This window comes from Olivibacter sp. CPCC 100613 (assembly GCF_036959255.1).
Lineage (GTDB): Bacteria > Bacteroidota > Bacteroidia > Sphingobacteriales > Sphingobacteriaceae > Olivibacter.
The window spans coordinates 1,172,939-1,194,843 of sequence record NZ_JAWMTI010000001.1; the positions used below are offsets into that span (position 1 = coordinate 1,172,939).

At 40.7% G+C, this 21,905-nt stretch carries 18 protein-coding genes; 10 read left to right on the forward strand and 8 right to left on the reverse strand.

The genetic code is table 11. From position 1 onward, the window contains the following. The first annotated feature begins 9 nt into the window (after positions 1-9). The 3 genes from RYH73_RS04675 (at position 10) to nagB (ending at position 3,495) form a co-directional block, all read left to right on the forward strand. Positions 10-603: an anthranilate synthase component II gene (locus tag RYH73_RS04675; RefSeq protein WP_335312198.1), complete on the forward strand. Its 594-nt coding sequence runs from the start codon at positions 10-12 to the stop codon at positions 601-603. 11 nt (positions 604-614) lie between these two features. Beyond that, positions 615-1,409 (forward strand): indole-3-glycerol phosphate synthase TrpC, encoded by a 795-nt coding sequence (gene trpC / locus RYH73_RS04680; protein ID WP_335312200.1) that lies wholly within the window; start codon positions 615-617, stop codon positions 1,407-1,409. A gap of 166 nt (positions 1,410-1,575) precedes the next feature. Further along, positions 1,576-3,495, forward strand: coding sequence for a glucosamine-6-phosphate deaminase (nagB, locus tag RYH73_RS04685; protein WP_335312201.1), 1,920 nt, complete (start codon positions 1,576-1,578; stop codon positions 3,493-3,495). A 54-nt stretch (positions 3,496-3,549) separates the two neighbouring features. Here nagB and RYH73_RS04690 read toward each other — a convergent pair whose 3' ends face one another. Then, the gene (locus RYH73_RS04690; protein WP_335312203.1) at positions 3,550-4,860 is read right to left on the reverse strand and encodes an FAD-dependent oxidoreductase; all 1,311 of its coding nucleotides are present in this window, start codon (positions 4,858-4,860) and stop codon (positions 3,550-3,552) included. 741 nt (positions 4,861-5,601) lie between these two features. Here RYH73_RS04690 and RYH73_RS04695 point away from each other — a divergent pair. Further along, the gene (locus RYH73_RS04695) at positions 5,602-5,952 is read left to right on the forward strand and encodes a hypothetical protein (protein WP_335312205.1); all 351 of its coding nucleotides are present in this window, start codon (positions 5,602-5,604) and stop codon (positions 5,950-5,952) included. Positions 5,953-6,004: 52 nt separating this feature from the next. Here RYH73_RS04695 and nadD read toward each other — a convergent pair whose 3' ends face one another. Genes nadD through RYH73_RS04710 form a run of 3 tightly spaced genes read right to left on the reverse strand, consistent with a single transcriptional unit; the run spans position 6,005 to position 8,054 of the window. Beyond that, positions 6,005-6,580, reverse strand: coding sequence for a nicotinate (nicotinamide) nucleotide adenylyltransferase (gene nadD, locus RYH73_RS04700; RefSeq protein ID WP_335312206.1), 576 nt, complete (start codon positions 6,578-6,580; stop codon positions 6,005-6,007). Between the two features lie 13 nt (positions 6,581-6,593). After that, on the reverse strand, positions 6,594-7,160 hold the full coding sequence (gene gmk / locus RYH73_RS04705) for a guanylate kinase (RefSeq protein WP_335312207.1): 567 nt from the start codon (positions 7,158-7,160) through the stop codon (positions 6,594-6,596). Positions 7,161-7,178: 18 nt separating this feature from the next. Next, positions 7,179-8,054 (reverse strand): YicC/YloC family endoribonuclease, encoded by an 876-nt coding sequence (locus RYH73_RS04710; protein WP_335312208.1) that lies wholly within the window; start codon positions 8,052-8,054, stop codon positions 7,179-7,181. A 204-nt stretch (positions 8,055-8,258) separates the two neighbouring features. Here RYH73_RS04710 and RYH73_RS04715 point away from each other — a divergent pair, with 204 nt between their 5' ends. Then, entirely contained in the window at positions 8,259-9,035 is a 777-nt protein-coding gene (locus tag RYH73_RS04715; protein WP_335312209.1) for a hypothetical protein, read from the forward strand. Between the two features lie 94 nt (positions 9,036-9,129). Here RYH73_RS04715 and RYH73_RS04720 read toward each other — a convergent pair whose 3' ends face one another. Beyond that, positions 9,130-12,057: a M16 family metallopeptidase gene (locus RYH73_RS04720; protein ID WP_335312211.1), complete on the reverse strand. Its 2,928-nt coding sequence runs from the start codon at positions 12,055-12,057 to the stop codon at positions 9,130-9,132. 97 nt (positions 12,058-12,154) lie between these two features. Between RYH73_RS04720 and RYH73_RS04725 the strand changes: the two genes are divergently transcribed. The 3 genes from RYH73_RS04725 (at position 12,155) to RYH73_RS04735 (ending at position 17,259) form a co-directional block, all read left to right on the forward strand. After that, entirely contained in the window at positions 12,155-12,844 is a 690-nt protein-coding gene (locus RYH73_RS04725; protein WP_335312213.1) for an OmpA family protein, read from the forward strand. A 472-nt stretch (positions 12,845-13,316) separates the two neighbouring features. Next, positions 13,317-16,103 (forward strand): DNA polymerase I, encoded by a 2,787-nt coding sequence (gene polA, locus RYH73_RS04730; RefSeq protein WP_335312215.1) that lies wholly within the window; start codon positions 13,317-13,319, stop codon positions 16,101-16,103. A 1-nt stretch (position 16,104) separates the two neighbouring features. Next, positions 16,105-17,259, forward strand: a complete 1,155-nt coding sequence (locus RYH73_RS04735) for a toxin-antitoxin system YwqK family antitoxin (RefSeq protein ID WP_335312217.1) — start codon at positions 16,105-16,107, stop codon at positions 17,257-17,259. 66 nt (positions 17,260-17,325) lie between these two features. Here RYH73_RS04735 and RYH73_RS04740 read toward each other — a convergent pair whose 3' ends face one another. The 3 genes from RYH73_RS04740 to RYH73_RS04750 all read right to left on the reverse strand — a co-directional run bounded on the left by RYH73_RS04740 (position 17,326) and on the right by RYH73_RS04750 (position 19,725). Then, a complete protein-coding gene (locus RYH73_RS04740; RefSeq protein ID WP_335312219.1) occupies positions 17,326-18,009 on the reverse strand; it encodes a metal-dependent hydrolase in 684 nt (227 codons plus the stop codon). Between the two features lie 105 nt (positions 18,010-18,114). Then, entirely contained in the window at positions 18,115-18,420 is a 306-nt protein-coding gene (locus RYH73_RS04745) for a YbaB/EbfC family nucleoid-associated protein (protein ID WP_335312221.1), read from the reverse strand. 117 nt (positions 18,421-18,537) lie between these two features. Continuing rightward, positions 18,538-19,725: a serine hydrolase domain-containing protein gene (locus RYH73_RS04750; protein WP_335312223.1), complete on the reverse strand. Its 1,188-nt coding sequence runs from the start codon at positions 19,723-19,725 to the stop codon at positions 18,538-18,540. Positions 19,726-19,965: 240 nt separating this feature from the next. Here RYH73_RS04750 and fumC point away from each other — a divergent pair, with 240 nt between their 5' ends. Further along, positions 19,966-21,363, forward strand: a complete 1,398-nt coding sequence (gene fumC, locus RYH73_RS04755) for a class II fumarate hydratase (protein WP_335312225.1) — start codon at positions 19,966-19,968, stop codon at positions 21,361-21,363. A gap of 72 nt (positions 21,364-21,435) precedes the next feature. After that, positions 21,436-21,903 carry a fumarate hydratase gene (locus RYH73_RS04760; RefSeq protein WP_335312227.1) on the forward strand — a complete coding sequence of 156 codons (468 nt, stop codon included), beginning with the start codon at positions 21,436-21,438 and terminating at the stop codon, positions 21,901-21,903. The last annotated feature ends 2 nt before the right edge of the window (positions 21,904-21,905 follow it).

Sequence of the window (21,905 nt, forward strand, 5' to 3'; positions counted from 1 at the left end):
AAAATAACAATGGCGCAAAAAAAACTTGCTACTGTACCAAAGATTCTGGTGGTAGACAATTACGACTCTTTTACCTTCAATTTAGTGCATCTGCTACAAGAATGTGGCATGGATTGCACAGTCATTAGAAATGATAAATTCGATATTGAAGAGGTTGCAGCGTATGATAAGATCTTGCTTTCGCCCGGACCGGGAATCCCGGAAGAGGCAGGGCTTCTCATGGATGTTATCCGAACCTACGGTCCTTCTAAAAGTATTCTCGGTATTTGCTTAGGACAGCAAGCGATAGCGGAGGTATATGGAGGGAAGTTATTCAATCTTAAAAAACCGGTCCATGGTACCGCAACACCTCTTAAGATTTTAAAACCAACGGAATCTTTATTTCATGGCTTGCCCGAACGCTTTAATATTGGCCGATATCATTCTTGGGCGGTTGCACATGAACAATTTCCAGATGAGCTTGAAATAACCGCTATGGACGATGAAGGGGTAATCATGGCTTTATCGCATCGCAATTATGATGTAAAGGGCCTCCAGTTTCATCCGGAGTCGGTATTGAGTGAATACGGAAAACAAATGATCGCTAACTGGTTGAATAATTAATCGATGCCCTTATGAATATATTAGATAAGATTATCAGTAGAAAAAAGGAAGAACTTACGCTAGCGAAACAGCACATGTCGATTGATGACTTGAGGCGACTGCCGCTTTTCGATCGTAGCTGTTATAATCTCAAAGAATTCGTGCTCGATCCAAATAGAACAGGAATTATTGCGGAGTACAAAAGAGCCTCTCCATCCAAAGGTATAATCAATGAGCTGGCTACAGTTGAAGAGGTTACGAGAGGATATGCTGAAGCAGGAGCCTCCGCCATTTCAGTTTTAACAGATCACGACTTCTTCAAAGGTAGTTTACAGGATTTAAAAAGGGCCCGTGAAGCTGTAAATGTACCTTTGCTACGAAAGGATTTCGTAATTGATGAATATCAGATAGCTGAGGCCAAAGCATATGGTGCGGATATCATCTTGTTAATTGCGGCTGTTTTAAATTCGCAAGAAGTGGAATCGCTGGCACAATATGCCAAGCAGCTCGGTTTGAATGTGCTTCTGGAAGTCCATAATGAGTCAGAACTGGAAGCGAATTCGTTCGCTTCTGTAGACGCTATAGGTGTAAACAATAGGAATTTGAAAGACTTTACGGTATCAATCGATCATTCTTTAGCATTAGTGAACCGTATTCCTGCATCCTTCATTAAAGTATCGGAAAGTGGTATAAGTGACCCCCTTATTATTAAGCAATTGAAAGAGGAGGGGTTTCAGGCCTTTTTAATCGGCGAAAATTTCATGAAAACCAATGATCCGGCAGCTTCGATTGGTCAATTTGTAAAGGAATTGAGCAACCTATCATAAGACGAATTGCGAAGTAGACGATCGATTTCAAAAGTGTTGATATTTTGCGCACTCGATTGCTTTGCACAAAATGGTCAACATCCGCCAAAAAGCTAGTGAATTTATTATGAGGTATATAATATTTCGTTATTTTTGCGTCTCACCTTAAATGAAACTATCCTCAAAAATGGCTAGATTAAATCTATTGGAAGAAACGCGTTTCGAGAAACTCCCCGTAACCGTTTACAAAAATTCGAAGGCAGCCTCATTAGCTGTTGCTGCTCGTATTGCAACCCTCATTAAAGAAAAGCAAAAAAAAGGTGAGCAGGCCGTACTCGGTCTCGCTACAGGTGCAACTCCTGTTCAAGTTTATGCAGAGCTGGTAAGACTTCACCGCGAAGAAGGACTTAGCTTTCAAAACGTTACTACTTTTAATTTGGATGAGTATTATCCTATGCAACCTGACTCTGCCCAGAGTTACGTTACCTTTATGAACAAAAACTTATTTGATCATATTGATATTAAGCAGGAAAATATTAACATCCCTGATGGAACGCTTGATCAAGCGGACATACCCACTTACTGTATGGAATATGAACGTAAGATCAGTGAACTTGGCGGTTTGGATTTCCAACTCTTAGGAATTGGTAGAACCGGTCACATCGGTTTCAATGAGCCTGGTTCCGCTCCGAACTCGGGTACACGTTTGGTTACCCTGGACGACCTTACGCGCCGAGATGCTTCTCGCGACTTTGGAGGAAAGGAAAATGTGCCAACCAAAGCGATCACCATGGGTATCGGTACAATCTTTAAAGCCCGTGAAATCATTTTAATGGCTTGGAGTCCCGTTAAAGCCGAAATCGTTAAGAAGGCGGTGGAAGGGGAAATGTCTTCGGATGTACCGGCAACCTTTCTTCAACTTTCTGATAATGTTGAGTTTGTTCTTGACGAGGGTGCTGCAAGTGATTTGACCCGTTTCAACACACCCTGGTTGGTAAAAGATTGCGTTTGGAATTCTAAAACCATTAAAAAAGCCGTCATTTGGTTAGCGCAAACCCTTACAAAACCAATTCTCAAATTAACTGAAGAAGATTATAATAATCATGGTATGGCGCAATTGGCCACAGAAAAAGGGCCGGTGTATAACATCAACATAGATATTTTTAATCAGCTTCAACATACTATTACCGGTTGGCCGGGGGGTAAACCCAATGCGGATGACAGCCAGCGCCCGGAACGGGCCGTACCTGCAAGGAAAAATGCGATTATCTTTTCACCGCATCCCGATGATGATGTAATTTCGATGGGAGGTACGTTTATTCGATTGGCTGATCAAGGACATAACGTGCATGTCGCTTATCAAACTTCGGGTAATACCGCCGTTTGGGATGATGATGTCTTAAGGTACATCGAGTTTGCTACTGACTTTACGAAGTCGTTGCATCTTGGAACCGAAAAGTTAGAAACACTTTACAACGAAACACGGAAATTTATAGCCGGGAAGAAACCGAATCAAATTGATACGGATGAAATCCGAACTATTAAAGGCCTAATTCGCAAAGGGGAGGCGATCGCAGGTGCTAGATTTGCAGGCTTGCCGGATGAAAACATCCATTTTCAGGATTTACCATTCTATGATCGAAGTAAATTTTCAAAGGCTGTTTCCTATGAAGATGATATTGTAAAGACCATGGAGTTGCTACAAGAAATTAAGCCACATCAGGTGTTTGCTGCGGGTGATTTTGCGGATCCACATGGAACCCATAAAGTTTGTTTTGACATTATTTTGGAGGCCTTGAAGCGATTAAGTAAAACAGAGGAGTGGACAAAAGATTGCTGGTTGTGGTTATATAGAGGGGCATGGCACGAATTTGAGATTTATGAAATCGAAATGGCTGTTCCTTTGTCACCGCAAGAAGTGATTAGAAAACGACATGCTATTTTCAAGCATCAATCTCAAAAAGATCTTCCGGTATTTCCTGGAGACGATGCCCGCGAGTTTTGGGTACGTGCGGAAGATAGAACACGTGAGACTGCAAGAAAATATGACGAATTAGGATTGGCCGATTATGAAGCTATTGAAGCCTTTGTGCGCTGGAAATTCTAATAAGAAATAGATGATATTTAACGGGGTTTATCTAACAACTAGATAAGCCCCGTTTTAATATTGTAATTCCCCTTTTAAATTGACACGTACATGAAAGGGCTGTAAATAAGAGTCAACCAAGACCGCAAATTCTCTTCGGGTTAATTTTCGCGTTAGGTCATAAGTGCCTTTGAATTTAAAGCGTTTTGACCATCCTTTTTCAACTTCCGTATTTAACTCTTCCCCCCTCGTTGCAACATACTTTATTAAATCGAGTAAATCGTTCAAGGTGAATGTTGCTATATTTTTGTCTTTAAACCATATTTGACTTCTGGTATAGAGTTGTTTCATGACCGGCTCAATCTCCTTCGAGGATACCAGGCTATCGGCAGCAAATAAAAACATTTTTCCGTTGTTTTTATAAATACCTTGCAATACCCCCGTAGCCCCTACACGCTGGATTTGCGAATAATGAATGTCGGATAAACCGATATCCTGAAAAGGTATCATGAAGCTTTTAAACGCCAAAAGTTCACCTTGTAACGTTCTGACGTTAATCGCATCAGACGTGGTGTTAAAAAATGCGCAATAGGCGGCGGCAGCACCGCAGGCCTGTGCACGTAACATCAATAAGGGTATGTGTTCGGGTATATCCGATGAAAATAATTCATCTTTCGTTCTTGTGACAAAGTAATTTCTTAGCGTACTATCGGGCTGTATATTTTTTAGCGGTATATTGAAAATCTTTTCGCCCACTTGCCCCACAGCAATACCGGTTCTGTACAAAGAAGAATCATAGTCGATTTTTTTAGCTGACTCCTTAAGCAAATGCTCCTGAAATTTAATCTCCTTTTCTTTCATTAGATTTAGCAAGGCTACATTCTGGCTGGCATCTACTACCGCTTTAACTTTTATTTTTTCTCCATTGCTAAATGCTACTTGCCATCCTTTACCGGATTTTTGGATTTGGGTAACGGTGAGATTCTTTTTATAAGATAATCGCTTGATCGTGTCAACACTATTTTCGAAAACATTTTGCGCAATTCTTGGTGCGATACTTCTTTTGGCCGCGAGCAGTGCTGAATCGGAAATTTCTTTAACATTGGCTATCCCTTTTAAGAAAAAAGCCCATGTTCCGACGTCTAGCAGATGATTTGATGAAATGCTTTTTATCCCCCCTTGTATAAGTGAGCCCCCGATATTGGTCGAATCCACAATCCAATAGGTTTCAACCCCTGATTGTGCAGACTGCATTGCTGCGGAAAAAGCATCCGCTCCATGGCCATACACAAGAACCTGTGGTTTAGGCTGTTTTTTACTTTTTTGTGCCATTCCGGGGAGAGCCAATAAACAGCATGAAATGAAGAAGAAAAGTTTAGTAGCCATCTGGTATAGAATAAATTGCTGCTAGGTCTGTGTGTTTGTCCGCAAGTTACGTAGACGATGAATAATTTCCAATTCTAAATAATTCTTCTATATGACTATCGGGAATAATACCTATAGATAAGTGGGATTGCTTTGGGAGCTCCCTTGGTCGGTTTTTAGTTAAAAATAAAACTATTATTTTAATCAACTTTTCTTGATAAAAGTTGAGCAAACCGAAGAACGTAGTGATGAGTTCATGAACACCTTTAAAAATAAACAAGCGTGAATAAATCAAGGCGGTGTAGGCTACCTTGCACCTGATTGCAAAGCATCACTGGCGCGTATTGGAGCCGTTTCACTTCCTCAATCCGCTTGGATAGTGCAACATGAACAGAGGTGCAAATGCTTTGCTGCTCGTTGCATCGGTATCCTCCAAGGCCGTTCTTCCAGCGCACAGGGCTATATTTAGGGCTGAAGAAATAATACGTCCGGTTAAAAGTAAAAGCCCTACGTTCCGCTAAAATATCACCTAGGAAATTTGCGGTTTGCACGTTGAGGCACTACCTTTTATAGCAAAGTTCCAAGTGATGAGTTTTTGGTTACTTTTTGCGGAAAAAAGTGACAAAAAAAACGTTCCTTTAATATAAACAATTCATCTATGTGTTAAATCGATCCGTGGTCAGAAAGCGTCTAAGCCATAAGCAAACTATTTATTAACAAGCACTGTTATATACCTAGTTGGAAACATTATATCAAGAAATTATGAGTACATCTGCTTCTATGACACCCCTTTCTCAGGTTATGAATAAATTGGCCGCTAAAGGATATAGTGAGGAATTTGTCATTAAACAAGAAGGCGCTTATTTAGGCCATCAGGAATCGCCTATCTACCAACCACAAGATTTAACCATCGTTCGAAATTATCGGTTTGAAGGTGAAAGTGATCCTGCTGATATGTCGGTTTTATATGCGATAGAGACCAAGGACGGTAAAAAAGGATTTCTTTTAAATGCTTATGGCACTTATTCAGATCAAGACACTGCCGATTATGACGATTTTATCCTTGGTGTACCCATTGATGAAAAGGCGGAATTGGAAGAATTGGGGAATTAGTTAAATTGTTAAAAGGGAAGTAGGTAATGAGTCGCAAAAACGAACAAATCAACTATAAATAAACACCCTTCTTATCGATGAAATCCAATACCTTATCGGGCAGAAAATATTGTACATTTTTATGGTCTTTGATCGCTTTTCTGATAAATGTGGAAGATATTTCCATCAAAGGGGTTTCCGTAAAAGTAACTCGGGGATGGTTTGTCCATTCCGTCACATCATAGCCCGGCCTTGGATACACATAAATAAAAAAGTCACGCAAAATGATTTCGTAATTCTTCCATTTCTTGAGGGTGGCGAGATTATCAGATCCCATAATCAAAACAAAATCCTTTGTTGGATAACGTTCCCGAAGGTGTATTAAGGTATCGATGGTATACGAAGGTTGAGGAAGCCGGAACTCAATATCACTGGCACGTATACAGTCTGCTTTATCAATCGCCAAGTTCACCATTTCTAAGCGGTCGTACATATTGAGCAAACCATCTTTCTTTTTCAAAGGATTATGCGGTGAGACCACAAACCAAACCTCTGTCAGATCGGTATAATTGGCCATATAATTCGCAATGATTAAATGGCCAACATGAATAGGGTTAAATGAACCAAAAAAAAGTCCTATTTTTTGCATTCCTTAAACAGCCTTATTTCAAAAAATCAAGCACAAGTTCAGAGGCTTCCTGACACGCTTTGTCCAAGTCATCATTTTTTAAGATGATATCAAACTTCTCCGCATAAGCCAGTTCTTTACCGGCCTTTTCGATGCGCTCCTTGAGTTTTTCCTCTGTATCAGTTCCTCTTCCCCTCAGTCTTTCGATCAATACATTCAAGGAGGGAGGTTGCACAAAAACAGCCAAGGCATTATCTTCAAACTTTTTCTTTAAATGCAGTCCTCCAATTACGTCAATATCAAATATAACAGCTTTCCCTTCAGTCCAAATACGCTCTATTTCAGCGCGTAAAGTGCCATAAAAAGTGCCGGAGTAAACTTCCTCAAATTCAACAAATTCCTTTTTTGCAATGCGATGTAAAAATTCTTCCTTCGTGATGAAGTAATAGTCCTTTCCATCCACTTCACCTTCGCGAGGCTCCCTTGTGCTAGCAGAGATCGAAAAGGCAATCTTGTCATTAAATTTTTCCAGTAACCACTTTACAATTGTCGTTTTTCCTGCTCCCGAAGGTGCAGAAAAGATAATTAACTTTCCTTCCATTCAATAATGACAAGTTATCTATAAAATATTCAATAATTGCTCCTTAATTTTTTCCAGCTCTTCCTTCATTTGAACTACTGTTTGCTGAATCTGGGCATTATTGGCCTTCGATCCAAGCGTATTTATTTCGCGGCCCATTTCTTGTGAAATAAAGCCTAGTTTTTTACCATTTGCATCTTGTGCCGTTAAAATCTTTGCGAAATACTCGCAGTGACTTCTCAATCGTACCTTTTCTTCAGTAATGTCGAGCTTGTCGATATAATAAATTAATTCTTGCTCGAATCGATTCTTATCTACATTTTCACCACCTACCGCTTCTTCCATATAATTACTAATACGTTCTCTTATAAGCGGGATTCGAGCTATTTCTTGACTTTCTACCTTTACTAAAAGTTCCAAAATAGTCTGATTTCTTTTGAAGAGATCCTCTTTGAGAACCTTTCCTTCGTCTGATCGGAATTGCTGGAATTTCTCCAATGCCAAATAAAAAGTACTCAATAAATCTTGCCATTCTTCTTCATCTGCGGCATCTTCCGCATAACTGATGACTTCGGGTAAATTAAGCGCTAATTCGAATATATTTTCTGTAGGATCACCTAGCTCGGTAGCAATGGTTTTTAGTTGCTGGTAATAATTTTTCAATAGGCCACTATCAATCGTGGCCGCTCTTGCCGAAGCATCGGCGTACTCGACATTGACCGTAATGTTGACCTTTCCCCGTTCAATAAGCTTTGTACATTCATTTCTGAGGAAAAGCTCTTTTTCAGAGAAAGTTTTAGGTAATTTTAAATTAAGCTCTAAATATTTTGAGTTTAGTGACTTAATTTCTACCGTATATTTCGCTTTGGCACTTTCTTTGGTCCCTAAACCAAATCCGGTCATTGATTTTATCATATGCAAACTTAGATAAAATGCTTGACATTTGCGAACACCGACTAATGATATCGGTGTTTACGGCCCGTAAATTGACAAATATGATTATTGGTCAATGCGATCGGATAAGGGATGGATAACAAAAACAGCGAATAGCTATTCGCTAATTTAACATTTTTTAGCACTATTAATGCAAATGATTTGTTATGTTTACCGAGGAGAAGTATGGAGCGTAAAAGACACTTTAAAAGCATATATAGCATCTTTTTAACACTATTTTTATTTAGTTTTGGCTCCGTTGTACAAGCACAGGAGACATTAGAAGGAGTTGTTCTGGAGAAAGGCACCCCGAAGCGGGTTGCTGAGGCTACAATCACCAATAGACGCACCTTAGAGAAGGCTATTTCGAACAGCGAAGGCGGTTTCGTCATCCCGGCAAAGGTTGGCGATACACTTATTGTTACCAAATATGCTTACTCGTCCGAATATTACCGTATTGCCGATCCAAAAAATATTGTAGTAAGTTTAAACCCCACGATTGAACTCGAAACAGTTACGGTTACCGGAAAGACAAGGAAAGAAGAGCTTCAAGATATACTGGAAGATTATGATAAGCAAACACCTTACGGGGCGCGCAAGCCCAAAGCCTTGGCCTACGTTTTCAATCCATTGAGCGCTTTGTATGGCACTTTCAGTCGATCCGCAAAAAATGCCAGAAGGTTTAACAATTACGCACAGAACGAAATAAAAGAAACAGAGGTTGATAAAAAATTCAACAAATACAACGTTGGCGAGATTACAGGTCTACAGGGGGATGACCTTATGAATTTCATGTCGCTGTACCGACCAAGTTACGAACAATGCCAGTATTGGAACGAGTATGATATTCGGGATTACCTCAAGGCATCTTTGGCAAAATTTGAGCGTGATGGTAAGCCTAAAGCAGATACTTTACCCAAAATCCCCATCCCGGAACAACAACTCAATAAAAAGGAATATTAACCTGAGCCGAAAATAGTAATCGAATTCAGGTCATTAAGAAAATGGTGTATCCGAATCTTTTTGAACATCGGATACACCCTGGGTTATCAAGTAGCTAATAGCCAAACAAGGTCTTCAGGTCGAGTTCTTTCACCTCTCCATAACTAGCAAGATCCGTGTTTTTTACCCGTTCCTTACTTCCCAGAATGCAATAAGCATAGGCTTTTCCCTTAAATTCACGGTCGTGAAAATTTTTCAGATCCGAGAAATTCATGCCTTTCACCTCATCGTATACTTTCTTCCGCATATCGTAATCGATTCCTAATCGTTGTGCATTCAAGAAGGAGTAGATAATGCCATCTTCCGTAATACGGCTGGTTTCAAGCGACCGAAGCAAACCTTCTTTGCTGGTATTAAAGACTTTTTCAGAGGCAGGCAAGTTTTGTAACAACTCGTTCATCCCCGCTATCGCTTCTTTTAATTTATCGGCCTGTGTGCCCACATAAGCCAGAATGCTGTAGCGGTCATCTTTCTTATTTGGCGATGAATAAACAGCGTAAGTGGAATAAGCCAGCGCCTTCGACTCTCTGATTGTCTGGAAAACAATACCGCTCATGCCGCCGCCGAAATAGTTATTAAATAGTTGGATAACGGCCGTTCTATTTGGATCGTATTCGTCAGAATTCCTAAACCAATCAATTTCAGCTTGCACCATGTCGTAATGTGCAAAGTATACTTTTGATTCATTCTGTGCCGTCTTTTCAAATTTTACAGGAATGGGATATGCCTTGAATTGAGCGGGTGTGGTATGTAAGCTTCCCAGCTCATCACCTAGCTCTGCCGCGCTTTTTGGGCCATAATACACAACTTTATGCTCGTAGTTTACCAAATCATGCAAAATGTCTGTCAAGGCCTTTGCCTGAATTGCTTCCAGCTCCTCATCGGACAACACATAATTGAATGGATTTTTAGCTCCATATTGCGCATAACTTACCACTCCTCGTAAAATAGAGCCCTTATCCAGTTTGGCGTCCTCACGCGCTTTTTTCAAACGTGACTTTAAGCGCTGCCAGGCTTGCTCATCTGGTTGGCAATTTTTTAACAGGTCTTCCAATAATTGGACGGCCTGTCCAAAATTCTCCTGCAAACCATCCAGGCTTATAGAACTGATCTCCGAGGAAACGTTCACATCAAAGGAGGAAGCAATTTGGTAAAATGCCTTACTGATATCCTCAGCATTTTTTGTCGACGTACCTATATATTGCAGATATTCTGCGGCAATCGGTAGTAATTTGTTATGGTAGCTTCCCATATCAAATCGATAACTTAAACGAAAAATATCATTTGTTTTATTTTCAACAGCTAAAAGAGATAATCCATTGATCTTTTTACGATTGATATCTTTGTCATAATCAATCCACATGGGGGAAACAGGTGTTTCCGGCATTTCATTAACTTGTTTTAGAAACGCAGATTGTGCATCCCTGTTCACTTCAACGGGTGTGATGGTTGGTTTTTCGACTTTCTTTATACTTTTATCTTCCCCCTTCTTTTTATAAACAGCAACATAGTTGTCATTGAGGTATTTCTTTGCAAAGGCCATGATATCTTCCTTATCGATTGTTGCCAAGGTACTATTATAGGCAACCATTCGTTGCCAGTCGATATCCGATGTAAAGGCATCCATGAGATTACTTGCTCTGGATTGATAACTTTCATTGGATTCCGTTGTATTCTTTTTTGCGTTGTTTAGAATCCCCGTTAAAAGCTCATCTGAAAAATCGCCTGTTTTTAATTTTTCAATTTCCTTTAACATCAGCTGTTTCACCTCGTCTAATGACTGATCTTTCATGGGTCGGCCTTGCAGTAAAAGTGTACTATAATCCTTAAGCACATAAGGAAAAGCGGCAGCGGAAAGCAACCGTTGTTTTTTTACTAGGTTGAGATCGAATAACCCTGCATTACCATTGGTAAGAATACTGCCAATGAGCTCTAATAATTGAGTGTCCTTACTTTGAGACCCCGGGAAACGATAGCCGATCATGATACTTTCCGGTGTTGGTCCAAGCACGTCCTTATTAATCGGCGCTTTAATCTCCGCTTCCGATTCGAAATGATACGGGGGTATCTCTTTCTCTTTCATAAAAGAAAACTGCGTATCAATTTTCTTGATTACGAGATCTGGATTAAAGTCTCCAGACATAATGATGGCCATATTATTGGGCACATAATAGGTTCGGTAATAGTCCCTAATTGCAATTAAAGAAGGGTTTTTTAGATGTTCGATCGTTCCAATAGTTGTTTGTTTCCCATAACTGTTGGGAAACAGGTTTTCAAACATGGATTCAAATACCTTGGTGCCATCATTATCCAAACCCCTGTTCTTTTCTTCGTAAACCGCCTCCAATTCGGTATGAAAGATTCTAAAAATAGGATTTCGGAAACGCTCCGCCTGTACGGCCAAAAATTTATCTGTGGAGGAAGAGGGGATGTTTTCGATGTAAACGGTCTGTTCAAAAGAAGTAAAAGCATTACTTCCCTGTGAGCCCATATTGGCCATCAATTTATCATATTCATTGGCAATAGCAAACTTAGCGGCCTCTCCTGATACACGATCGATTTCCGCATAAATAGCCTTTCGCTTTATCGAGTCGGTCGTGGAATTATATTGCTCATACAATTTATCAATCTGATTCAGCAGGGGCTCCTCTTTCGACCAAGTTAATGTTCCGAATTTATCGGTGCCTTTAAAGAGCAGGTGCTCGAGATAGTGCGCTAAGCCGGTGTGGTTGGCCGGATCCGTTTTGCTGCCCGCTTTGACGGCTATATAGGTTTGAATTCGTGGTTCTTTGGTGGAAGGACTTAAAATAACTGTCAGCCCATTCTTTAATGTGTAAAATCTCGATTGGGTTGGATCGTTTGTAACGTAACGGTACGTATAACCAGCGGTGGTATTGCTTTTCCATTCATATACTTGTTGTCCGGATAAGGTACCAATACCTATAAAAAGAAATAGAATGGATAGTATATTTGTATGTTTCATATGTGTGAAATTAACTTGGCCTAAAGTTAATGTTTTAAATCAAAAACTTTTTGGCACTTGGTTTGTATAACTTTTAACATCATCAAAAAATATTAAAATGAGCATAAAAAAGAACATAGCTATTTTTGGTGTGGCACTTGCTACGTCAAGTATGTTATTCACCAGCTGTAACACAGTTAAATCCATGAATAACACCCAAAAAGGTGCAGGTATAGGCGCCGTTGGTGGAGCAGGATTAGGTGCGCTTATTGGTAAAAAAGCGGGTAATACAGCAGTGGGGGCCATTATCGGTGGAGCACTTGGTGGAGTGGCCGGTGGACTGATTGGAAAAAAGATGGACAAACAGGCTGCGGAAATTGAGCGCACAGTTGACGGAGCAGAAGTGGTTAAGGCAGGTGAGGGTATCATCGTCAAATTCGATTCAGGTATTTTATTTGGCTTTGACCAAACTGCTTTAAAACCCGAAGCGCAAACAAATATTAAAAACTTGGTTAAGTCGTTGAATGACAATCCAGATACTGATATCTTGGTTATTGGTCATACGGATAACAAGGGAACCGCCGAATACAATCAGGGTTTATCAGAGCGTAGAGCTGCGGCAGTTAAAAGCTATGCCGTATCGCAAGGTTTAGCTGCCGGCCGGGCAAAAACGGAAGGGAAAAGCTTCAATGAGCCCATCGCCGATAATAGTACCGAAGCTGGTCGGGCTCAAAACCGTCGGGTAGAGATCGTGATTGTTGCGAACGATAAGATGAAAGAAGAAGCTCAGAAACAAAGCTCTATGTAGTGCGCTAGAACATGCATAACATATTTTGGAGAGTAAGTGTTTTTCGCTTACTCTTTTTGTTTTATATAATTATCGGGAATAATACCTAAAGATACGTGGGATTAATTGGGAACCCCGTTGGTCGGTTTTACTTAAAAAATACGCTTTCATCTGTGTGTTAAATCGATCCTTGTTTTAGGTCAGAAAGTCGACAGTCATTTTGTTTTAATATTAAGTTTATTAGTCAACTCTTTCACCATTACATTCTTCGGTTCTTTATGATATAAGGATAAGAACAGGAGTAAAAAATAAACTAATAAAAATCTTTCTTCCTTTTAAAAGCGAAATCCCGATTGAATTAGCAAGTGATATTTCAAAATCGGCCTATTCTTTTAACTTTGTATCCAATGATGGGAGCCGGATGGAAAGTATCTGCTTGCTAAGCCCAAGTTTTTAAATCCAAGAATGAACGATAACGAATAAATATATTCCAATGAAACTTTTTTTGCTAGATGGTATGGCTCTGATATACCGGGCTCATTTTGCTTTGAGTAAAAATCCGCGTTTTACCTCAACAGGATTGAATACTTCCGCGATCATGGGCTTTACGAATACCTTATTGGAAGTACTAAAAAAAGAAAATCCGTCGCATATGGCAGTCGTGTTCGATACAGAAGCACCTACAGAACGCCATACATCTTTTGAGGCCTATAAAGCACACCGCGAAGCTATGCCTGAAGATTTAGCTGCAGCGATTCCTTATATTTTTCGCTTAATAGAAGGCTTTAACATCCCCGTTATTACCATGGATGGGTTTGAGGCAGATGACATTATTGGTACCTTGGCAAAAAAAGCTGAAAAAGAGGGGTTTGAAGTGTTTTGTATGACGCCTGATAAAGATTATGCACAGTTGGTGACGGATCGTATAAAAATTTACAAGCCTGCCCGTATGGGTAATGGACATGAGATATTGGGTGTAAAGGAGGTTTTAGAGAAATGGGAAATCGCGCACGTGGAACAGGTGATCGATATTTTAGGCCTATGGGGCGATGCGGTGGATAATATACCCGGGATACCTGGTGTGGGTGAAAAGACAGCCAAAAAATTAATTCAGGATTTTGGATCGGTTGAAGGGATCATCGCCAACAGTGGTCAATTAAAAGGAAAGCTGAAAGAGAATATTGAAACCTATGCCGAACAAGGGCTTATTTCGAAAAAATTGGCAACGATTATACTTGATGTACCTGTTGAATTAGAGGCCGAAGCCTTAAAAATAAGAGACGCTGATAGAGATTTGTTGGAACCCTTATTTGCTGAATTGGAATTCAGAACGTTGGGTAAAAGAGTGTTCGGAGACGAGTTTAGCGTAGTAGATAACAAGGCTTCAACGGGGGGCCAAATGGACCTTTTCGCCACAGGAGAAAGCACCGTATCAGCACCGGAAGCAGTTAGTCCCCCGGCACCGGGAAATCATATTGGTAATATTGATCATAGCTACACTTTTGTAGATGATGAGGATAAGTTGAATGAATTATTGGTTGACTTAGGGAAACAGTCGTCTTTTTGTTTTGATACAGAGACGACAGGAACCGATGCCAATAGTTGTGAGCTAGTTGGACTTAGCTTCTCGGTCGAAAAGGGCAAAGCCTGGTACGTACCCGCCCCAGTGGATCAAAAAGATGCGCTTGCTTTGGTTCAGCGATTCAAGCCCCTGTTTGAAAATCCAACAATTGGTAAAATCGGACAGAACCTGAAGTTCGATATATTGGTACTGAGTTGGTATGATGTAAAAGTAGCAGGTGAGCTTTTCGATACCATGCTGGCACATTATCTCATTGATCCTGAGACAAGGCACGGAATGGATGTTTTATCAGAAAATTATTTAGGGTATACACCCGTTTCCATTACCACGCTAATAGGTCCTAAAGGAAAGGGACAGTTGAATATGCGTGATGTGGATCCTAAAATCGTAAGTGATTATGCCGCAGAAGATGCCGATATTACCTTGCAGTTGCAAGAAGTTTTTGAACCGATGCTCACGAAGGTAGAGGCAGATCAACTTGCACGTGAAGTAGAGTTTCCCTTGGTACATGTATTAGTGGAGATGGAAAGGGTGGGGGTGCGGATTGATGTTAAAGCATTGAGCGATTTTTCTTTGGCCATCCAGAATGAAGTGCAAATATTGGAAGCAAGAATATACGAGAAAGCAGGAGTACCCTTTAATATTGCTTCTCCCAAACAGCTGGGTGAAGTCTTGTTTGATAAGTTGCAATTGGACCCCAAGGCAAAAAAGACAAAAACGGGTCAATATCAAACAGGAGAAGATGTCCTCATCGCGCTGGCGAATAAAAGCGATATTGTGCAGGATATATTAGAATATAGGCAATTACAAAAACTGCGATCCACTTATGTGGATGCCTTGCCGCAGTTAATTAATGCTAAAACCGGGCGCGTGCATACTTCTTATAACCAAGCCGTGGCGGCTACCGGCCGATTAAGTTCCAACAACCCCAATCTACAAAATATTCCGATTCGTACAGAACGAGGAAAAGAAGTTAGAAAAGCCTTTATTGCGCGGGATGATGAACATGTCATTTTATCGGCCGATTATTCCCAGATTGAACTTCGATTAATTGCAGAAATTAGTAAAGATGCCAACATGTTGGATGCTTTTGCGAAAGGGTTAGATATTCATACCGCAACGGCGGCTAAAGTATATGGTGTACCCTTAGCAGAAGTTACTGCCAATCAAAGACGGAATGCGAAGGCCGTCAATTTTGGTATCATATATGGGCAATCAGCATTTGGCCTATCACAAAGTTTAGGAATTCCGCGTCGCGAAGCTGCTGATATGATTGAGCAATATTTTATTCAATATCCCGGTATACGTAATTATATGAACAATACCATTGCTTTTGCCAAAGAACACGGCTATGTCGAAACCTTACGAAAACGTCGGCGCTATTTACGGGATATTAACTCAGCCAACGCAACTGTTCGGGGTTTTGCGGAGCGAAATGCTATCAATGCACCCATACAAGGGTCCGCGGCCGATTTGATTAAGATTGCAATGATTCATATTCATCAAGATATCCAACAGGCTAATCTCAAAGGAAAAATGACAATGCAAGTACATGATGAATTGGTGTTTGACGTACCAAAAAATGAGGTTGCAGCGTTTAAGGAAATTATAGAAGAGCGCATGAAGGGAGCTCTGAAAACCGAAGTTCCCATTGTGGTGGAAATCGGTGAAGGGCAAAACTGGCTTGAAGCACATTAACATGAAAAGCAAACGCAAAAAGAATATATTTAAAATAGGATTGCTGCTTGTATGCAGTATAGGAATGATCCCCGGCTTATGGGCCCAAACGGACAGTGTAGAAGTTAAGCCGATCTATTTTGAGCCGCTAACGGATGGAACGACGCAATTCTATTTTGATGAGCATTATTTCCTGGTTGACAAGTTTTGTCAGTTTAAATCCATTGAACGGGTTGGTAAATATAATATTTCGATCAAAAGCTTTGACGGGCCGTTTACCGATTACAATAACGACGGGAAAGTAATATTGACAGGTAATTATGCACAAGGCAAAAAAGAAGGAGTATTTACCGCCTATTTTGGAAATGGGCAGGTAAAATGGACCACCACCTTCAAAGATGGAAAGGCAGAAGGAATTTCTCGCTATAATTATCCCGATGGTTTACCCATGTTGGAAATCCTCTATAAGGAAGAGGGGGCCTTTGTCCAGAACTATTGGGATACCAGAAGACGTCAGCGGGTAACGGACGGGAATGGAAAATATGATTTTTCGGTAAAGGCCGAAGGGTACAACGAATACGGTTATGCGTTTACCAATTATCAGGGGAATATTAAATCGGGGAAGCCGGATGGCAACTGGAATATCTTTTTGGTTTACCCGAAGAGTGAACAAGATTATGCGGGGTATGAACGTTTTGAGGAAGGGGTGTTTAAAGGTGGTTATGACGAAATTAACGGATTGCCCTATAAAAACGGCTCGCGTATACAAGTCGGACCCTCTTTGTTTTTCCTACAAGCAGAGGATATGGTGAGTAAGAATTGCACCATCGATGAGAACCAAGACTTTTCAATGTTCATTACAAAAAAACTGGAAGCCGCATTTGCTATTTATGATGCCCGTGAACTATTAACAGGACCCGCTAAGCTCAAAATAAAGGCTGATGTTACGAAGACGGGAAGCTTACGGGATTTGGAAATGGTGGAAGGCTTACCTGAAAAAGAAGGAGATAAAATTATCACCAATGCATTAAAAGGAATTAGTTATTGGATTCCTTCTTATGCCGAGAATGATTATATAAACGATACTTTTGATATTACGGTTGATGTGATGGTGGATGATGAGAGCGGTCGACTGCGCTTCTACAACTTACAAATACATCGGGAAAAAGGAATATAAGAATCAATTGGCTAATGTGATCATTAGCCAATTGATTCTACTTGTAATGTGAGATGCTTATACCCTTTAAAGTTCGATCGATTCTCCGATCGTTAACAAATGAAGATTTAAACCGGCAGCGGCAAACTTTTGCTTCGCTTCCTCTTCATCGATTTTAATAGGTGGAAAGGTGTTATAGTGTATTCCGATAATGTTTTTGCAGTTGACAAATCCAGCGGCTTTGATGGCATCATCTACCCCCATGGTGAAATGATCCCCAATGGGCAAAATGGCCCAGTCCAATTGTTCATCTGCTAAGAGCTTCATTTCTAAGCTTAAGGCTGTGTCACCTGCAAAATAGATTTTCTTGTCGCCACTCTTAATAAGATAACCTGCGGCTACACCGCCATATTGCTGATCAGGTGTGCAGTTTGTATGAAGCGCGTAAACCATTTTAGCCGATCCAAAAGATGTTTTAACGGTCCCTCCAAAATTGATAGCAATGATCTTATCTTGGCTAACACCTTGTCTACTTACCCAGGCAGCTGTTTCAACAATAGCGATGACCGTGGCATTTGCACTTTTCTGAATGGCCGCTACATCCGCAACATGGTCTTCATGTGCATGGCTAAGCAAAATATAATCAGGATGCAGGGTGCTAATATCAATATGTTTCGCCTGTTCATTAGGCGTAATAAAAGGATCGAACAATACATTGGCGCCAGCTAACTCCAAGGCGATGCTGGCATGTCCGTAAAATGTTGCTTTCATATGCCAAAAGTAAAAAGTAAAAATTCAAAAAGTCTGCCTCCCGTAGGGAAGGTAAAAAGTTATTCATTCATCATCTATAAACCATCGTTCATCACTCCTTTTTATCTAGCTGCCAAACATACCGCCCAGGCCACCCAACATGTCTTTGGTTGCGGCTTGCATTTCGGTCTGGCTTACATTTTCAGCTTGCTGAAGAGCCTTGTTGATAGCCACCACTAATAACTCTTCCACTTCTTCCAAATCAGCACCTTCGTGGAACGTTGGGTCTATCGTAATTGATTTAATTTCTTTATTGGCGGTTGCAATTACTTTAATCGCTCCTCCCTCCACTTCTCCTGACACACTTATTGTGTCGAGGCGTTTTTTAATTTCTTCAGCCTTTTGCTGGGCCTGAAACAATTTATCAAACATATTCTTTTATATTTAGTTGTCAGCTTTCAGTTGTCAGCTCTCGGCTGTAAAAACCCATGATCTCATTAATGCAATTTTAGCTAATTATCACATTAGCTAATTGGCGAATTAGCACGCCTACTCCCCCACATAATCGCCGCTGCCATTGTAGGCACCTTGCCGGATGACAGGCATGTTCACAATCTTAAATAGATCGTCTAAATGCGTCAGACTACCATTCGCCATATTACTTAACAAAACAATCGTAACATCGTTTTTTAAATCACGAACATATAAATTTTTAAAACCATGCCACCAACCCGTATGATACACAACATGCTCTTTTCCTTGCTCAAAAGTACGCCAACCGAACCCGTAATTAAAAACCCCCTTGATGGATTTTGTGTTATGGGGTGCATAAGCAGAATCTTGCCAACTTTGATTGATTAATCGTCCTTCACGCATCGCGCGATCAAAAAGGAATAAATCTTCAACGGTACTATAAATTCCCTTATCACCCACGGGCCCATCGTGGAAGTTCTGAACTACAGACCGTCGCCATACTTTATCATGTCCTACAACATCGGTGGGGATCTTTTCATAATCTGCCTTTGAGTAAACATGCGTATTCTTCATGCCCGCCGGTTTGAAGATATTTTCTTGCATAAACACCGTGAATGACTGTCCACTGACCTTTTCAATGATGGCCCCCAATATCATAAAGTTGGAGTTGTTGTAATGAAATCGTGTGTCGGGTTTGGCATATGGCGCCGGTTTACGCTCGGCCAGAATTTTCATAACATCCATATTGGTCATCCCCTTTTTCTTGTCGGGCCACAGATCGTCTGTAAAATAAACATAATTGATCAAGCCCGAACGATGAGTCAATAGCATCCGAACGGTAATGCCCTCATAGGGGAAGTCCGGAAAAAAAGCCTTTACTTGTTGGTCGAGTTTCAGTTTGCCTTCCTGTACCAATAGCAGGATACCGGTGGCTGTTAACGGTTTAGAAACCGAGGCCAATTCAAATTGAGAGCGGATTTTTAAACTATCCTTACGCAAATAATCGGCCCAACCGAAAGCATTTTCATAAATAATCTTTCCTTTCTTAGCCACTAACACGTTTCCATTAAAAGCCGATTTTTTATGGAGTTTTTGCATAAAGGCATCCACCTCTTTATTCGCATCCTTCGGATGGTATATAAGCTTAATGCTATCGGTAATTGCTTGTTCTTTGGCCTGCTTAGCCTTTTTTTCTTCAGCGGAATTGCAGGCAGCGAATATAATAAAGGAAAAAAGGGAAAATTGTAGTAATTGTCTCAACACGTAATGAATTTTGCTATTAAAAGTACAACATCATAGGAATGGCGAAATTGATAAAATATTGTGTTAATTGCTAATTTAATGAAATTTTTACACGAGTTGTACAGCTCGTGTAATAAGAAGAGGAAAAATAAAAACAATTAGCCCCTAAATATGGTCAAGTGTATAAGTTTTATAACTTTGTAAGGATAATTCAACAAGGATAAACCTATGTTGAGGATAAAAAATAATATCAAAATTAACATGTCATATAGAATTGAACGCGATACCATGGGCGAGGTAAAGGTGCCTGCCGATAAGTATTGGGGAGCCCAGACAGAAAGATCCCACGAGAATTTTAAAATTGGTCCGGAAGGTTCGATGCCGAAAGAAATCATTCGTGCTTTTGCTTATTTGAAAAAAGCAGCCGCTTTTACGAACACAGACGCGGGTGTATTGCCGGCAGAAAAGCGAGATTTGATAGCTCAGGTTTGTGACGAGATATTAGCAGGGAAACATGATAGCGAATTTCCGCTGGTTATATGGCAAACAGGTTCAGGAACCCAATCTAATATGAATGTGAATGAAGTCGTTGCCAATCGTTCGCACGTTATTCAAGGAAATAAACTGGGGGAAGGAAAGACGTTTATCCATCCAAATGATGATGTAAATAAATCGCAGTCGTCCAACGATACCTACCCCACAGCGATGCATATCGCTGCCTATAAGATGTTGGTAGAAACCACTGTTCCGGGTGTTGAGAAACTTCGGGATACCTTAAAAGCCAAATCGGATCAATTTAAAGATGTAGTAAAAATTGGCCGTACGCATTTAATGGATGCCACCCCCTTAACGTTGGGTCAAGAATTTTCCGGATATGTCGCTCAATTAAATCATGGGTTAAAAGCCTTGAATAATACCTTGTCGCATCTTGCTGAATTAGCTTTAGGAGGTACAGCAGTAGGCACAGGAATCAATACACCGAAAGGGTATGATGTGAATGTTGCCAAGTACATTGCGGAGTTTACAGGGCTACCCTTCCGTACCGCGGAAAACAAATTTGAAGCACTGGCTGCACACGATGCGATTGTGGAAAGCCACGGTGCTTTAAAGCAGCTAGCGGTGTCGCTGATGAAGATAGCCAATGATATCCGCATGCTAGCTTCCGGACCACGTTCTGGTATTGGAGAGATTTTTATTCCGGAAAACGAACCGGGCTCGTCCATTATGCCTGGGAAGGTAAATCCGACGCAATGCGAGGCTTTAACGATGGTGGCAGCGCAGGTGATGGGAAATGATGTCGCGATTACAATTGGCGGGGCCAACGGGCACTATGAGTTAAATGTCTTTAAACCGTTGATGGCCGCTAACTTCTTGCAGTCTGCACGCTTAATTGGCGAAGCCTGTGTTTCCTTCAATGATCACTGTGCAATAGGTATTGAACCTAACTATGACGGTATTAAAAAACATGTGGAAAATTCACTGATGCTCGTAACCGCGCTCAATCCGCATATCGGTTATGAGAATGCCGCAAAAATTGCAAAGAAGGCACATAAAGAAAATAAGTCGCTTCGTGAAGCGGCACTTGAGCTTGCACTGCTTACGAATGAGCAATTTGATCAGTGGGTACGCCCCGAAGATATGATAGGCGGTTTGAAATAGGGTGTTCCAACGATAATGAGACTTAAAAATCATTATGTTAACTTTAAAAGCACATACCTTTTACTTGGGGGTATGTGCTTATTGCTTTGCGCTGCCTGTAAATTTAATCCCAATGTGCAGGGAGAGGGAGAACCGTACTTACAAGGGGTATGGGTACAAGATACCATACCTCATCAAGATCAGTTATTGACGTATAGTTTGTATCGTCTGAAATTTACTTGTGACTCGGTTTATATCACCTTGAAGACATTTAGCAAAGTAAAGACAGTAGTGGACTCTTGTTATGGTAATGGGCAATGGGAAGAGTATGCCAGGGGAGTCTATCTCGTTAGAAATGATAGCTTACTGATAGAATCCACCTTTACACGAAGTAACTGGCGACAAAAATTATCGGGTTGTCATCGCATCGGTCAATTTTTGCCTCGGTTTAAATTGGGAAGACATACGCCTGACTCGCTCTATCTCGAAAGCCAATACTATCAAACACCGGTTAATCTGCGCAAAATCGAAGATATTACCTGTGTCCCCAAACCGCTTTGATA

Coding starts and splice junctions, on each gene's coding strand:
- polA (WP_335312215.1), top strand. CDS start 13,317: ATGAAACTTTTTTTGCTAGATGGTATGGCTCTGATATACCGGGCTCAT.
- RYH73_RS04690 (WP_335312203.1), bottom strand. CDS start 4,860: ATGGCTACTAAACTTTTCTTCTTCATTTCATGCTGTTTATTGGCTCTC.
- trpC (WP_335312200.1), top strand. CDS start 615: ATGAATATATTAGATAAGATTATCAGTAGAAAAAAGGAAGAACTTACG.
- nadD (WP_335312206.1), bottom strand. CDS start 6,580: ATGCAAAAAATAGGACTTTTTTTTGGTTCATTTAACCCTATTCATGTT.
- fumC (WP_335312225.1), top strand. CDS start 19,966: ATGTCATATAGAATTGAACGCGATACCATGGGCGAGGTAAAGGTGCCT.
- RYH73_RS04675 (WP_335312198.1), top strand. CDS start 10: ATGGCGCAAAAAAAACTTGCTACTGTACCAAAGATTCTGGTGGTAGAC.
- RYH73_RS04725 (WP_335312213.1), top strand. CDS start 12,155: ATGAGCATAAAAAAGAACATAGCTATTTTTGGTGTGGCACTTGCTACG.
- RYH73_RS04735 (WP_335312217.1), top strand. CDS start 16,105: ATGAAAAGCAAACGCAAAAAGAATATATTTAAAATAGGATTGCTGCTT.
- gmk (WP_335312207.1), bottom strand. CDS start 7,160: ATGGAAGGAAAGTTAATTATCTTTTCTGCACCTTCGGGAGCAGGAAAA.
- RYH73_RS04695 (WP_335312205.1), top strand. CDS start 5,602: ATGAGTACATCTGCTTCTATGACACCCCTTTCTCAGGTTATGAATAAA.
- RYH73_RS04720 (WP_335312211.1), bottom strand. CDS start 12,057: ATGAAACATACAAATATACTATCCATTCTATTTCTTTTTATAGGTATT.
- nagB (WP_335312201.1), top strand. CDS start 1,576: ATGGCTAGATTAAATCTATTGGAAGAAACGCGTTTCGAGAAACTCCCC.
- RYH73_RS04715 (WP_335312209.1), top strand. CDS start 8,259: ATGGAGCGTAAAAGACACTTTAAAAGCATATATAGCATCTTTTTAACA.
- RYH73_RS04745 (WP_335312221.1), bottom strand. CDS start 18,420: ATGTTTGATAAATTGTTTCAGGCCCAGCAAAAGGCTGAAGAAATTAAA.
- RYH73_RS04760 (WP_335312227.1), top strand. CDS start 21,436: ATGTGCTTATTGCTTTGCGCTGCCTGTAAATTTAATCCCAATGTGCAG.
- RYH73_RS04710 (WP_335312208.1), bottom strand. CDS start 8,054: ATGATAAAATCAATGACCGGATTTGGTTTAGGGACCAAAGAAAGTGCC.
- RYH73_RS04740 (WP_335312219.1), bottom strand. CDS start 18,009: ATGAAAGCAACATTTTACGGACATGCCAGCATCGCCTTGGAGTTAGCT.